Origin of the sequence: Vibrio sp. M260121, assembly GCF_036533715.1 — a bacterium.
In the GTDB taxonomy this organism is placed as follows: Bacteria; Pseudomonadota; Gammaproteobacteria; order Enterobacterales; family Vibrionaceae; genus Vibrio.
On the sequence record NZ_JATABF010000006.1, the window covers coordinates 90,213 to 104,567 of the forward strand.

A 14,355-nucleotide genomic window follows, 5' to 3' on the forward strand; every position below is an offset into this window, starting at 1 on the left:
TAAAACTCAAATCCCATCAGATAATCAAATTTATCATCCGTACATATTGAAATGGATGATGCAACTCCCCTAAGTGCCGAGCTTCTGGCGGCATGTTTAATGTCTATTCCATTGGCAAAAGTAGAGTCTCATATGAAGAAAAATACGCTCGCTTGGCTGATCTCTTCACTCCTAGGAAGTACAGCCGCTTTCGCAAACGCGAACCACGACCTAACCTTGGTCGAAATCGGAAATCAAACCTTTGAACGCATTGAAATGCTCAAGCAGTTAGCAGACAAAGGTCAAGACACCTATCAACGTGATGGCAAAACCTATCTAAATTTCCAAGGACATGAATACTGGGTTAACTTCGATAACTACCCTAAGTTTCCTTTTATGTTTGGAGAGCAAGACCAAGCTTATCGCAACGTAGTGGACTTCGTCGGTCCGGAATGGGAATTTATTTGGTATAACGGTGGTTTCTACCTGATCCACAAAGAGTTTGGTGTGATGAACCCAGACGACACAGGTTGCTACGTAGAATATATCCCTGCTGCCCGAGGCTCTAAGGGTCCAAATGGCGAATACATTTGGCAGTCAGATATGATTCAAAACATAGAGACTTCTGACTGTGGTGACCTATCTGCGCCAAGCATCAATGCATTGAACGTAGCCAGCGTTTCAGATCAAGGTGTTCAGCTAAAATGGGCTACGCAAAACACGAATGACAACGTGGTTTTGACGTTGACCGAATCAGGTTCAGAGCCCGTTCGTTATGACAACGTTCAATCTGGCTTGTTCATTGGCAGCCTGAAACCAGACACTCGGTACTCGGCGGAGCTTTCTTCGTGCAATGCGATTGATTGTATCGAGCCACAAAAGATTGAGTTCACGACAAGTGCCGCACGCCTCGGTTACGCAGACGAATTGCCGCTAGTAAATCACTTGAATGGCGATTTGACTGGTTCTATCCATTTTGCTCAAACCCATACGACCACCGCCCCGAATCAAAACGATGTGAACCTGTTCCCTGACTTGGTGATCGACCGTGAAGCTTTGCTTCTATTCACACCAGAAGACAAAACCGTTCAACAAGTTTGGGTAGAAGTGAGCTTTGAAGGCACTGTAATCACTCGCCTCCCAATGTTGCCACCAAGCGCGCTTGCGGCTTCTGATCAACCAGAGAATGGACGTTCTAAAGTGGTATTCTCCCATCACGCGTGGTCACTGCCGCTGCAATGGGATTGGATGAAGCCAGGCTTGTCGCTGCGCTTAACCGATAACACTGATCGCCAAGGCGATTTAGCTGCTAATGAACTTGTCTTTGGCGGCGCGCCGGAGCTTATCATTCAAAACATCGACATGGGTATGCTCACGGCACCACGTGATGGCAACACCATGATCAAAAACATGGCAAAACTCAGCGCCGATTACTTCCAGAAAATCCCAGCATCTAAACTGGTGATGGCGGATTACACTGCCGCTTATTTCCCGAAAGTGACGCTGCCAAATGGTAAGGTTTACACCACAAGCTCAGACGGTGAAGGTGGTTGGCACGGCGGTGATATGCGTGAAGCCATTGGTAAAGCACTGGTATCTACAGGTGTGAATAATGCGAACGTTGGCATTACCGATAGTGCTGGCTATTCGCAAGCTTACAATAAACGCTTCAACCACATTACTGCGCACACCAACCGCGGCGTGTACACCAACGGTATTATTGACCATGGCGGCAGTGGCGGCGGTGGCATCGTGACGTTAACGGCAACAACAGGTAACGAATGGTCGCACGAGCTGGGTCATAACTATGGTCTGGGTCACTACCCTTGGTATGCTTCTACGCACGACTTGGAATCTGGATGGGGTTGGGATGCTCTGCATCGCCGCTTTATCGGTAACTTACACTGGACAGGTGAAGCCACAACTAACGATGTGGGTGGTGAAGTGGTACCACCATTTGCGGGTGAATTCCGCTTTATGCGTGATGCGCAAGCCGGTGGCGAAGCCGCACTATTAGGCACCATTAGTCATTACACGTTAGAGCACCCTTCTCAGTCTCGCCGTGTACAAACGTGGCTCAATAACGGCTTTAACGTCGATTTAAACAGCTCAACTGGTTATGTTCGTTGGAATCAAGAAAGCCAAAGTTACGAAGAAGCACAAACCGACACGCCAGTACCTACTGCAGCAGGCGTGCCTGTTGTCACCATGTTAGGCATTTACGATCCGCGTAACGAACTTGCAAGCCAAGTTTACCCGCTGATTTACTCCAACTACGGCAACGTGTTTGAGCTGCCTTCTTCACCAGACGTAACTTATCATCCGGAAGGCTGGCAAGCGGTGTCTTCTTTGTCTGACGAGCAAATTCAACAAGATTTGTGGCAGACGATGAAGGTCAACAACCAGCAGGCTCGTATTTGTCAGTTCAGCTACACAGCAAGCAACGGCGAAAGCGCAAACTTCGTTGGTACAGTCAGTGCGGATATGGCTCGTTGTGAAAGCAGCGAAGACATGTACTGGAACATCAATGGTCAGCGTGAGCGCATGATATCTCAAGATCATGACTACTCATTGCTGTCTAAATACGGTGAAGGTGCTGTGACTTACACGCCGAACACCGAAATTGGCGAAGTGCCACTTTGCGTGCTTGATAAATCTGGCACGAGCCATGATGGTGCGGGCTACTTTACCTCTTCCCATTGCCAACAGTTTAGCGGCGTGAAACACAACAACGGAGCAGATTGGCGTTACGCACGACATCAAGGTGGAATGCATCAACCGAGTATGATCTCTCAACGTAGCTGTGCAGTTACGGTGGAGCGCCAAGATGGCTCAGTACAGAACATTGCGGTTGCAAGTAGCCGATTAAACGACTCACAAAGCAATAAGTTCCACTTTAACCTAGAGCAACTGCCACTACCGACTCGTGTCACCTTAAGTTGTACTGACGTGAATGGTGAACAAGTGCTAGATAGCTTGATCCCTGCTCAAAACCCAGCGATCGATAAACTTGTTGGTCCTATCTTTGTTGGTCAAGAGCACGGTTACAAACAATACATTGATGAACAAATCATGTTTGCCGACAACGCAGCGTTAAACCGCATCGACTTTGGCTTTGTGGCTGACTTCGACAAGTTTGTAGCAGACAACTACGGAGCGGGGGTGCTGAACAACGGAGAGACAAGCGCAGAACGCCGCGCTGGTGCACTTTACGTGTACCCTAACCCAGTCACCGGCACTCGCGATTACTTCCTAATGCGTGACATCTCTGCGGCTGATTTCCCAACCAATCAAGCAGACAATGAAGGCTGGAAGTACCTAGGCTCAGCGGAAAACCATGTCCAGTTTGGTTTTAACCCACTGAAAATCGATCGTAGTAACATCGACAATGCACAGCGTGTTGCCAGCTACTTCAATCAACCTCAGTTGCTAACTTGGGAACAAGCGAGTTCAACAACATGGGGTCAATCTGAGAACGCTATTTTCATTGATACCGATGAAAGCGGTGAGCGCCGTTACTTTATGCAAAAACGTCCGGGAGTGAACAGCGCGTTGCCAGTTCAAAACACCTCTGACGCTGATTGGCGCTTTATTGGTAGTGATACGGATATTGAACAGTACATTGCTGAGCTCAACAGTGACCTAGCTAAGTTTGAAGCCGAAATCTTAACGTGGCACAAACAAGATCGCATGGGAATTTGGGGTGAGAACAACAACACGGGAACGATAAACGATATTTACGTGTACCACTTCCGTGGTGGTTACCATTACTACCGCCTCATTGACGGCAAGTACTGGTACTTCCCTTGGCCAACAGAGGCGAACCCAAACAACGCTGATTGGCAGTACTTGGGGCACTTCTAAGCCTTAACCGATATTCAATATGAATAAAAACGCCCAGCACAATGTAGACTCGTGCTGGGCGTTTCATTTTCTGTTGTTACTAGGACCAGTTGATCTTAATTAACAGAAACAATGTTTACTGACGACAACCTGAGGTATCAAAGTCCACTACAATCGCGGCATTTTCAAACTCACCAGAGACTTTAACGTACCCCCAGTAATTGCGCTGATTGGACAAGGTAATACACTCAGCATTACCCGCATTGTCTGACCACGCATTGTGATTTGAACCGTTTGGCCAACCATCATTGCTGTACTCAATTTTCAGGTCGCCTACCCCATTTGCCGTGGTGATTGCCATGCTGGTGTGCTCATTGACCGCTGGGATACTCAACCAAATGGTTTGTTGCGTCGCCAAACACGCCGCTTGTCCCACAGTTAAGCGTCCACCACTGATTTTACTCTGCACTGCACAATCTTGTGGTAGCGCATCAGAACCACCCTGCGCCGTAATAGTAAGACTGTGAGTTGTACTTGCGGTTAGCCCATCATTATCAGTCACGGTTAAGCTGATCGTGTACTGCCCTTCACTGCCATATTGGTGCGACGGCTGGGTTTGTGTGCTGGTCGTGCCATCACCGAAATCCCACAAGACGCTGACGATCTTCCCGTTTGCATCCGTGCTGTTTTCACTGCTAAATGTAATGCTTTCACCGACTTTACCCTCACTGTTTGCGGTTATGACTGCATTAGGAGCATCACCAGAAACAAGAGCTTGTTGCCACTGTTCAAACTCGCTCTGGTATAAGATTGCCCACTGATTGATGGTTGCTTTGTAATTTGCCCAATTACCCTGACGAGTTTCTATCAGCATTTGATTTACGTCGTCTTTATGTCGCTCAAACATGAATCGAACCGCCAAGTAACCCCAGCGATAAATTCTATCGACATCAAAGCCATCATAACTGGTCTCAAAGATCTCACTGAGCGTAAACGTTGACCCATCTTTGATGGTGTCTATCGCAGCTTGGTTATCGTTCTCCTTCGACACATATTCGGCAATGCCCTCACTCCACCACACGATTCTTTCAGTTGGATGACCGAAGCCACCATAAAGGTCAAATCGTCCATCAAGGTAATGAACATACTCGTGCTCTAGGTTCCACACAAAGTGATCCGGATTGGCGTAAGGCGCTTCATAAGCAACAAAATTAGGGATGTTCCCCGGCGTTGCTGGATCGCCCTCAAGGTACATTCCTCCATTGTTGGTACTGATGTTAAAAATCGGTCCAGCGTATTTGCCGTAATCATCGCTTGAATCAAAGATGTTGACCTGCAATTGCGTGTTGTAGTCATCCGCAACAGGTTGTCTTCCGGTCTCAAGTGAAGTGTGGAAATACCCTTCTTCGTACCCCATCTTCGAACAAGCCGCGACGTGCTGATCTTGCGTCATGTTCTGCGACAAAATACGAATGGTAGGACTACATGTGTACGATTGAGAAAGCACCAAACCTTTCAACTGGGACTCAAAGTTACAAATTCCATAGTCACTACAATCCGCGTAATAAGAGACCGTATCGGCAGCGCCAAGCCAAATGGCATCGCCTCTACCGTACATCTCGTATTGAGCAAAGATCTCGGTCAGTTTGCTTTTCACTGTACTGGAAGCACTACCGGAATATTTGGTTAATCGTCCTAACTCACGACCAGCATTCGCTGCCATAAACTCATCACTAGCACCGATAGCTGACGAGCGCAGTGCAAAATCCCCTAGTGCTTTAACAAGCTCAGTCTGATTACCGATGGTTTGCACAAATTGCTCATTCCACTGACCACCAAACAAAATGGTAAATACGCCATTCACTGCATTACGCATGTACCAGTTCTGAGCGTATTGACTGTCCCAGCGAGTGAGCCACTGCGTAACCTGTGGTAGATAGGCATGCTGGAGCCCTGCACTGTCCATAGTGATAATGACTTCGCTGAGCACCTTGCCATGGGGGTCACTGTTCTCATAGAAGTTCGCATTGTTAACGAAGGCATCGACGGCTTCTTTTACTGCAGGGGTCACCCAAGAAAGAAACGAGACCTTGCTGTTGTAAAACTCAGCGTAATAACCCGCTCGTAAATACAGGAACAAAGCTTCAAGCTCATCACTGCCGCCCCCAGCGTAGGCTTTCGCTAAATTGGTCGTGTGCTTTGCAATGTTGTACATGTGCCCAGATTCGAACGCCGCTTCTTGTATTCGACTCTCGGCTGAGAAAAGCGCATTAACACAACTTGCTCCTTGGGTTTTGATTGCGTTGAGCACATCATTGCTACTGTTCGAAGTGAAAGCTTCTACATCACACACGTTTGCTGCCTGATCCGCAGACCGAGTAGAAAGGGTACGAAGGGTCGGTTTCGGTTGTTGGGGAAGCAGCTTAGTTGGTGAATAATCGGGCAACGCTCTATCATTACCGCTTTGATGAGCGTGATGTTGATATATTTCTGTGACTTGCTGCGATGGCTCACTTAAAGCAAGCGCATTCGTACTAGCAAAGAAGGTCGCTATTGCGACGGTGAGATTTTTTAGTTCCATCTTTATTCTTCTATATGATGAGTTCCTTAAATGCCGTTACCACTTAGGCATCACCATTTACTCTTCTCACGACAAAGAGCACTCTCATATAAAGCGCCCTGAGCTTTAAAAGAAACAATTCATTAACAATCAAACGCTTTGGTCTCAGTTTCTAGTACTCAATCTGCCAGAAGACGAACTTTATAAAATCTATTTGCTTGATTGAGGTTTGTCGGCTAGCTATTGGTAATGCATGTAAGCGAGCATTGGTGTTCATTTAAAAGCAAGTTACACTACGCCCTCTTTTCCTTTTCTGACGCATTCCCATGACTGACGCTGATATCGAGCTGCAACACCTTTGGTTAGAAGTCCAAGCTGAGCGCTGGCAGAACCTGTCACGCTTTTTGTTTAGCTATTACTGCTACAAACACAACCTCGTGAGTAAAACCAATAAAGTGTGCTGGGAAACTGCCCGTGCTTCGCTACCTTGTTCTAAGACGATTACCGAGCGCAAACATGCAGTTATCGAACCATTGATACCGGAAGATACGGTCGTTGGACTATTAAAAACCATCCTTAAAGATGGCGATATGAGCTTTGAAATAATGACGAGCACACTCGACACATTTTTGCGCTATGTTGTGATCAGCAAACAAGAAAAATCCCAGCTAAAACCCAACATGCCGGCAAGTTGGTATCAGCAAGAAAGCAAGCCATTAATGGCACGTTTTGAGCTTGCGGGTATTGTCATTTAAGGTACGTCGATGCAATTACAAACCCTAGGTAAAGGACGCTTTGAGACGCAATGGAGTGAAGATAAACATCTCATCGAAAAAACGATCCGAGATTGCATCTGTACGCGCCGAATTTTTGATGAAAACGAAAAGCTCCTTACCCAAGGTGAGCATGTCGAAAACTTATATCTGGTCGATTCTGGTCGTATCTCCATGGGTGTCACGGCAAGAAACGGCAAAACCTTTCTGCTTGGTACGCTTGAGTGTGAACAACAAGTCTTTGGTGAGATGGAGTTCTTTACTGGCTATCGCTGCCAAATGGACATCGTTCCGGTAGAACCGGTTGAAGTTGCGATTATTGACGCGCAAAAGCTACAAAAATGCTTGTTAGAACAGCCTCGACTGTCGCTTTACTTTGCCAGCGCCATCGCGATTGATTACCAAGATACGGTGGAGATTCTTTCTCGCCGATTACTCTACCCAATCACCTATAACGTGGCATACGACATTTATCATCAGTATTTAAATGATCTGCCAGTGGATGGGTTCCAAAAGAACTATCTGGAAGCGGAACGATTTGCCACCTCAGACCGCGTTTACCGTCGCGCAGTGAAAGAGCTTGAAAACAGGGGCTTTATCGCTAAAGAAAAGAAAGGATTACGTATTCTCGACTTGAACGGATTGCGTAATTTTGTCGAAGAATAGCTGAGTTCTTCAATCGTAAATGAGAAAAGGTCTGCACAGTGCAGACCTTTTTGTTCTCTTACTTAATTTCATTTAAGCAGTTTGCGTTTGCTCTACTGTCTTAAACTTCATTGAAACCAGCAGCATTGCGACGACTACCGCGTAGATAACTGGGATGGCGTACATCACGGTTTGCAGACCAACCACGCTTTCCATTACCGAACTGATAGCTGGGCTGAACATCGCGCCCGCACTGCCACTGATTAAGATGTAAGACACGTTCTTACTGGTTGCATTGCGCACAAAGGATACACCATAAGCGATGAAAGCATTGTAAAGCGCTGCACAAGCAAAGCCGTAACCATAAGTCAGGTATGACAACCATTCTAGTTTATCCGTGGTGACGATAATGCTGGTGATCACCATAGCAACGGAGATAATCGTCAGTAGAAAAGTTTGAATCTTCATGCGCGAAACAATCACGGTAGAAACCAGCGCACCAACCAAAGCTGCAGACCAGTATTGAGTGATGATGTTGCCCGCTTGCTCAAATGGGATATCAAACTTCTCTTTTACGAACATTGGCGCCCAAGTTAAGAAGGTGTACAGCGCTAGCATACCTAGGAACAAACCTACGCCACCGCTGATGATGCCGAAGTTCCATTCAGATTTTGCTTCTTGTTCAGAGCCGCTTTCGCCACCACATTGGTTAAAGTTAGTCAGCAAAGCAACAAACATGGTTGCCAACGCCACAACGCCCACGCTTAAGTAACTGATGCTCCAGTTCATTGCGTTCGTCAGCGCGTAAGTGGTGATCAATGGGAAGACGACGCCTGCAATGTTAAAGGTCGCGTCTTGTACCACCAGCATGGTGCTTTGAATTTTGTCTTTCCATACCGATACAACGATAGTACCCGCGATACAAAGACCGACACCGCCGCAGAAACCAATTACGGTCATGCTGAGCATCACGATAAACAGAGAAGGCGCAACGTATAGGCTCAGTGCCGCAGCGGCAATCGCACCGTAACACAGCACGGTCATGCGTTTGATGCCAACTTTTTCAATCAAAAAGAAAGCCGCGATAGTACCGGCAAGTGCTCCGCCGTTTAACAGCGAGAAAATCGATGCGACTTCGTTAACGTTCGCATCAAAGGTGTTGGCAAGCGGTTCAACCAACATACCGAATTGGGTCGCAAAACCCGCCATAATGAAGTTAGCGAGAAAGCTAATTGCGGTGAGTGTTATTTTATTTTTCATAATTCACTCCAAGGGCTCATGAGATAGATGTTCTTAGTATTAGAGAGAGCCGATTAACCAGCTCTCAAAGCAAACTTAATTGTAGGGTTAAGCTTTAATCGCAGTTTCTAGCGCAATTTCAATCATGTTGTTGAAAGAAAGCTGACGCTCTTCTGCTGTGGTTTCTTCGCCAGTAATGCAGTGATCAGACACGGTCAAAATCGCCAGCGATTCAATGCCGAATTGGTGTGCCAAGCCGTACAAGCCCGCCACTTCCATATCCACACCAAGCACGCCAAAGCGCTCTAGGGCTGGGATCATATCTTCATCCGGATCGTAGTAAAGATCGCCTGTGAAGATGTTACCTACTTTGACATCAATGCCCTTCTCTTTCGCAGACATGTAAGCGTTGTGCAGCAGTTCAAACGTTGCAGACGTTGCCATATGGTAGCCACTGCTGCGCTTAGCATTCGTCGGTGAATCTGTGCCTGCCGCTTGGGCTAGGATAACATCACGCATATGAACATCTTTTTGCGTCGCGCCAATGCTGCCGATTCGGATGATGCGTTTCACACCAAAGTCATTAATCAGCTCGTGACCATAAAGCACCATTGATGGAATGCCCATGCCGTGCCCCATCACTGAAATGCGCTGACCTTTGTAATAACCGGTGTAGCCCAGCATATTACGGATGTCCGTAACCAGTTTGGCGTCATCTAGGTAGGTTTCCGCGATGTATTTCGCGCGTAGCGGATCACCCGGCATGATAACAGTTGAAGCAAAGTCTTCTGCAGAACCTGCGATATGAGCAGTCATAATGTTTTCCTCGTTCGTTCTGATGGCGCAATCATAATGAGGAAGCAGGACAAAGTTTCAGGACAAAAGTCCGGTTTGAAAGTACGAGCTCTCATAACTGAGCAAAGCGTCAGTATTCAACGGAAAAAGCGCCCACAAGGAGGCGCATTCGGTCAAAAAAGTGAGTAATTCTTTGCAGAGAAAGCTCAGGGTAACCGCAATATGGCTTGTTGCTTTAACCAGATTTATTCTTGAATGCCACGGATGCGCACGTTTCGTCTGCGCAGTATTTCTAGCGTGACGAGCAGGCACACCGACATAAAAATCAACAGTGTCGCGACGGCAAGTATCGTCGGACTGATTTGCTCGCGAATGCCAGACCACATTTGTCTTGGTACGGTTTTTTGCTCCGCTCCCGTTAAGAACAGCGCGACCACCACTTCATCAAACGAAGTGCCAAAAGCAAACAAGCCACCGGAGATCATACCCGGACGTATTAAAGGAAACGTCACATGTCTGAAGGTATATACCGGATTAGCTCCAAGGCTAGCAGCGGCTTTAACTAAGCTGTGGTCAAAACCACTCAGTGTTGCCGTTACCGTGATCACCACAAACGGTGTACCAAGTGCAGCGTGAGCCAAAATGATGCCGATGTAAGTCTGGGACAGTCCTAAGCGTGTATAGAAGAAATACATAGCTGCCGCCGAGATGATCACCGGAACAATCATTGGCGAGATCAGTAGCGCCATAATGGCATTGCGAAACGGCAAATTACTGCTGGCTAATCCTAGTGCCGCTAATGTGCCAAGCGCTGTAGCAATCAAAGTCGCCATCAAAGCGATGAAGGTACTGTTTTTGAGTGCTAACAACCACTGCTCGTTGGTGAACATCTCTTGATACCATCGCACTGAATACGCCTCAGGATCAAGATTCAGCATGCCCTCAGTAAAGGTAAAATAAGGTGTGGCATTAAACGACAGAGGAATGATGGTTAAAATCGGTGCGATAAGGAAAAACAGCACCAAACCACAAAAAACCAAATACCCAGCGTAGGCAACTTTCTCACCTTTGGATGCATAATTCGGCAAACCCATGATTACCCTCCTACCTTGATATTATTAATGCCCACGACGCGGTTGAACACATAAAACAGCGCTAACACCACAAACAGTAATAGACCGCCTAAAGCCCCTGCCATGCCCCAGTTCAACGAGGTTTGCATGTGATAAGCAATCATGTTGGAAATCATCTGTCCGCTTCGCCCACCTACCAATGCTGGCGTGATGTAAAAGCCGATGGAAAGGATGAAGGTCAACAGCGCGCCTGCGCCAATACCGGGTAGCGTCAGCGGCATATAAACTTTGGTAAACGCGACTAAAGGCGTGGCACCGAGTGAACGAGCTGCACGGAAGTAAGTCGGACTAATGCCCTTCATCACGCTATAAAGCGGTAAAATCATGAACGGCAAAAGGATGTGAACCATCGATACCACGGTGCCAAACGTATTGTGGATCATTTGAATCCGTTCCGACGTCAAGCCAGACCAAATCAGTAAGTCGTTAATCACACCTTGGTTTTGCAACAACACAATCCAAGACGTAGTCCGAACAAGTAGCGAAGTCCAAAATGGCAAAAGAACAACGATCAACAATAGGTTTGCGCGCTTGTCTGGTAAGTTTGCTAACAAGTACGCTACGGGGTATGCCATTACCAAGCAAATGAGCGTGATTAAGACCGACATCCAAAAGGTTTTAAAGAAAAGGTCGACGTAGATCTGGCGTTTTTCTGGTTGCGCTTCAATTTCACCAAACTCATTCACTTGCATGTCTAATGCCGCTAAATAGTGGCTCAATGTAATGGCACCACTGAGGTTCTTAAACGCCGCCCAATACTTAGTTTCTGCCCAGCGCTGATCAAGCTTGGATAACTCTGTCATCGATGTTGGTAATGACTCAAGGCGAGATAGCTTTCTTCCGGTTTTCATCATTAAGCTGCGCATTCCGGAAACTTCAATATTCATGCGATTGGCGATTTTTGGCAGCGTTTTGCTTTGATACAAACCCAATAGCTCATGAGAAAACGCAGTGATCACTTCTGGGTGCGGCTGACCTCGATAGTCCCAACTTTCTAGCGCTTGAATAGTGTCTGGTAATGCTTGTGGTATGGCTCGATTGTCGACACTGCGATACAGCATTTCTAAGATGGGAAACGCAAAGGTGAGCAAAATGAAACACACCAAGGGCACAGTAAGCATGATCGAGCGAGTGGTTTTTCTCCGTTCTGCTTTTTGCAGCTGAGCTTTGAGATCGTGTTCTTGCTCATGAACTTGGCGCTCGATTTCCAATACCGAGTCCAACGAGGTTAGCTCTCGACTCATGCTGCCTCCTCATTACATTCCGTTTGCAGTTGAGATTGAGGCTGTGAGCAATCAAGGGCGTGACAATCTTCACTTTGCCAGCCGATACGGCATTGTGCGCCGGGAGTAAGTGAGAGATGGGTGCGATTGTCATTTGGTACTTTGACGACGAGTTTACCCACCGTCTCAACGTCAACCACTAAGCGATAATGGTCACCATGGTAAATCAGCTCACGTAAAATACCGGAAACTTGGTTATCACACTGCTCGCCATCAGACTGAAGGATGATTTTTTCCGGTCGAATCGAAAGCGTGGTGCGCTGCCCTCGCTCTGTGACTCTTACCGGTTTCGCATTGAATGCCGCTTTCCCTACCTGCACTTGGCAGCGAGCATCATCTAACGTGTTTACAATACCGGTAAGTTGGTTGTTCTCACCAATAAACTGCGCCACAAACGCATTGCTTGGCGATTCGTACAACTCAGTTGGCGGCGCTAATTGCTGCACTTCACCATGATTAAAGACCGCAATGCGATCAGACATCGTGAGCGCTTCATCTTGATCGTGCGTCACGTACAAAATGGTGATGCCAAGCTTTTCGTGAAGATGCTTTATTTCCATCTGCATTTGCTCACGAAGCTGCTTATCCAACGCACCCAACGGCTCATCCATCAACACAAGTTTTGGCTCGAACACTAAGGCTCTGGCGAGTGCAACGCGCTGTTGCTGACCGCCAGATAACTGTTTAGGGTAACGACTGGCAACGTGCCCTAGTTCCACCATGTCTAATGCGCTTTGCACTTTACTCTCGATGGTTCCACTGTCGAGCTTGCGTACCTTTAACGGAAAGGCAAGGTTTTCAGCAATGGTCATATGGGGAAAGAGCGCGTAGTTTTGAAATACCATGCCGATGTCTCGCTTATGGGGAGCAAGGTTATTCACTGGCACGCCATCAATGTAAATTTCGCCGCCAGTGGCAGTTTCAAACCCTGCCAGCATCATTAAACACGTGGTTTTCCCCGACCCGGAAGGTCCAAGCATGGTGACAAACTCACCGGGGGCAATATCTAAGTTAAAATCTTTTACAACCAAGTTGGTGCCATCGTAGGTTTTCTTAACGTGTTGAAAGCTGACATAGTCCTTGTTCGCCGAATTCATGGCTTCCCTCCTCTCACTTTTTTGAACATCAAGAATAAGCAGAGCGTCAGTTAACGCCCTGCTAAGCAGCTTGGTTATAGATTGTATTTGCTCAGGTCTAGACGAGTAGCAAGCGCATGCTCGACCAATTGAATCACCTGCTCACGCTCTGCGCCTTGCAAGATTTGACGAGGAGCACGAACTTGCTCAGAGCCGCGTCCACACACTTGCTCTGCTAGCTTGATGCACTGAACCAAAGTCGGGATGGTGTCTAAACGCAGCAATGGTAGGAACCAGCGGTAAATCTCTAACGCTTCTGAGTAACGACCTTGACTTGCCAACTTGTAAATCGCTACTGACTCTTCAGGGAATGCGTTGGTTAAGCCAGAGATCCAGCCTGTAGCACCTAGCATTAGTGATTCAAGCGCGATGTCATCGACGCCGCTGAACACGGTAAAGCGATCGTCAAATTGGTTGTAGAGTTCTGTAATGCGGCGCGTATCCGTGGTGGACTCTTTCACCGCCACAATGCTTTCAAATTCAGCCAGTTTCGCCATGATGTCGAGATTGACATCCACACCGTAAGAAACTGGGTTGTTGTAAATCATGATTGGCATTTCTGGCGTTGCTTGCGCCAAGGTACGGTAGTAATCAAAGGTCTCGCTTTCTGACGTGCGGTACACCATTGCAGGCATCACCATACAGCCATCAATACCGATTTTTTGTGCGTCTTGCATATAGTCAATCGCTGCAGTGGTGATGGACTCTGCCGTACCTGCAATCAAAGGTACACGACCATTGACCACTTCTTGCGCTGCCTGCAATACCTGACGTTTTTCTTCTGGATACAAGGCGCAGTTTTCTCCTACCGTACCCAAACAGATAATGCCGTTGACGCCATCTTTAATTTGGTTATCGATAACGGTTTGTGTTGCATCTAAATCAATTGACTGATCGTGACGAAACTGAGTACTGACCGCTGGATAGACACCTTTCCATTCTACTTTCATGAACTTTCTTCCCTATATG

Annotated in this window: 10 protein-coding genes; 3 read left to right on the top strand and 7 right to left on the bottom strand. The window is 47.1% G+C overall.

All coding sequences use genetic code 11. The features are described from left to right. Nucleotides 1-132: 132 nt before the first annotated feature. Nucleotides 133-3,843 (top strand): M66 family metalloprotease, encoded by a 3,711-nt coding sequence (locus tag QTO06_RS05750; RefSeq protein WP_331407177.1) that lies wholly within the window; start codon nt 133-135, stop codon nt 3,841-3,843. 115 nt (nt 3,844-3,958) lie between these two features. Here QTO06_RS05750 and QTO06_RS05755 read toward each other — a convergent pair whose 3' ends face one another. Then, nucleotides 3,959-6,403, bottom strand: coding sequence for a collagenase (locus tag QTO06_RS05755; protein ID WP_331407128.1), 2,445 nt, complete (start codon nt 6,401-6,403; stop codon nt 3,959-3,961). Between the two features lie 305 nt (nt 6,404-6,708). Here QTO06_RS05755 and QTO06_RS05760 point away from each other — a divergent pair, with 305 nt between their 5' ends. Both QTO06_RS05760 and QTO06_RS05765 read left to right on the top strand, forming a co-directional pair. Continuing rightward, a complete protein-coding gene (locus QTO06_RS05760) occupies nt 6,709-7,137 on the top strand; it encodes a hypothetical protein (RefSeq protein ID WP_331407129.1) in 429 nt (142 codons plus the stop codon). Between the two features lie 9 nt (nt 7,138-7,146). After that, the gene (locus QTO06_RS05765) at nt 7,147-7,821 is read left to right on the top strand and encodes a Crp/Fnr family transcriptional regulator (RefSeq protein WP_331407130.1); all 675 of its coding nucleotides are present in this window, start codon (nt 7,147-7,149) and stop codon (nt 7,819-7,821) included. Nucleotides 7,822-7,893: 72 nt separating this feature from the next. Here the strand turns inward: QTO06_RS05765 and tsgA are convergent, their stop codons facing one another. The 6 genes from tsgA to QTO06_RS05795 form a co-directional block, all read right to left on the bottom strand. Further along, nucleotides 7,894-9,060, bottom strand: a complete 1,167-nt coding sequence (tsgA, locus tag QTO06_RS05770) for an MFS transporter TsgA (protein WP_331407131.1) — start codon at nt 9,058-9,060, stop codon at nt 7,894-7,896. Nucleotides 9,061-9,147: 87 nt separating this feature from the next. Then, nucleotides 9,148-9,858, bottom strand: coding sequence for a purine-nucleoside phosphorylase (deoD, locus tag QTO06_RS05775; protein ID WP_370445480.1), 711 nt, complete (start codon nt 9,856-9,858; stop codon nt 9,148-9,150). A 221-nt stretch (nt 9,859-10,079) separates the two neighbouring features. Then, entirely contained in the window at nt 10,080-10,928 is an 849-nt protein-coding gene (locus QTO06_RS05780; protein ID WP_274882911.1) for an ABC transporter permease, read from the bottom strand. A 2-nt stretch (nt 10,929-10,930) separates the two neighbouring features. Next, on the bottom strand, nt 10,931-12,211 hold the full coding sequence (locus QTO06_RS05785) for an ABC transporter permease (RefSeq protein WP_331407132.1): 1,281 nt from the start codon (nt 12,209-12,211) through the stop codon (nt 10,931-10,933). Next, a complete protein-coding gene (locus QTO06_RS05790; RefSeq protein WP_331407133.1) occupies nt 12,208-13,347 on the bottom strand; it encodes an ABC transporter ATP-binding protein in 1,140 nt (379 codons plus the stop codon). Before QTO06_RS05790 ends, QTO06_RS05785 begins: the two co-directional genes overlap by 4 nt. Nucleotides 13,348-13,421: 74 nt before the next feature. Then, the gene (locus QTO06_RS05795; protein ID WP_331407134.1) at nt 13,422-14,336 is read right to left on the bottom strand and encodes a dihydrodipicolinate synthase family protein; all 915 of its coding nucleotides are present in this window, start codon (nt 14,334-14,336) and stop codon (nt 13,422-13,424) included. Nucleotides 14,337-14,355 lie beyond the last annotated feature (19 nt).

Excerpts from the sequence above, each read along its gene's own strand:
- QTO06_RS05750 (WP_331407177.1), top strand. The coding sequence starts at position 133 with ATGAAGAAAAATACGCTCGCTTGGCTGATCTCTTCACTCCTAGGAAGT.
- QTO06_RS05755 (WP_331407128.1), bottom strand. The coding sequence starts at position 6,403 with ATGGAACTAAAAAATCTCACCGTCGCAATAGCGACCTTCTTTGCTAGT.
- QTO06_RS05760 (WP_331407129.1), top strand. The coding sequence starts at position 6,709 with ATGACTGACGCTGATATCGAGCTGCAACACCTTTGGTTAGAAGTCCAA.
- QTO06_RS05765 (WP_331407130.1), top strand. The coding sequence starts at position 7,147 with ATGCAATTACAAACCCTAGGTAAAGGACGCTTTGAGACGCAATGGAGT.
- tsgA (WP_331407131.1), bottom strand. The coding sequence starts at position 9,060 with ATGAAAAATAAAATAACACTCACCGCAATTAGCTTTCTCGCTAACTTC.
- QTO06_RS05780 (WP_274882911.1), bottom strand. The coding sequence starts at position 10,928 with ATGGGTTTGCCGAATTATGCATCCAAAGGTGAGAAAGTTGCCTACGCT.
- QTO06_RS05785 (WP_331407132.1), bottom strand. The coding sequence starts at position 12,211 with ATGAGTCGAGAGCTAACCTCGTTGGACTCGGTATTGGAAATCGAGCGC.
- QTO06_RS05790 (WP_331407133.1), bottom strand. The coding sequence starts at position 13,347 with ATGAATTCGGCGAACAAGGACTATGTCAGCTTTCAACACGTTAAGAAA.
- QTO06_RS05795 (WP_331407134.1), bottom strand. The coding sequence starts at position 14,336 with ATGAAAGTAGAATGGAAAGGTGTCTATCCAGCGGTCAGTACTCAGTTT.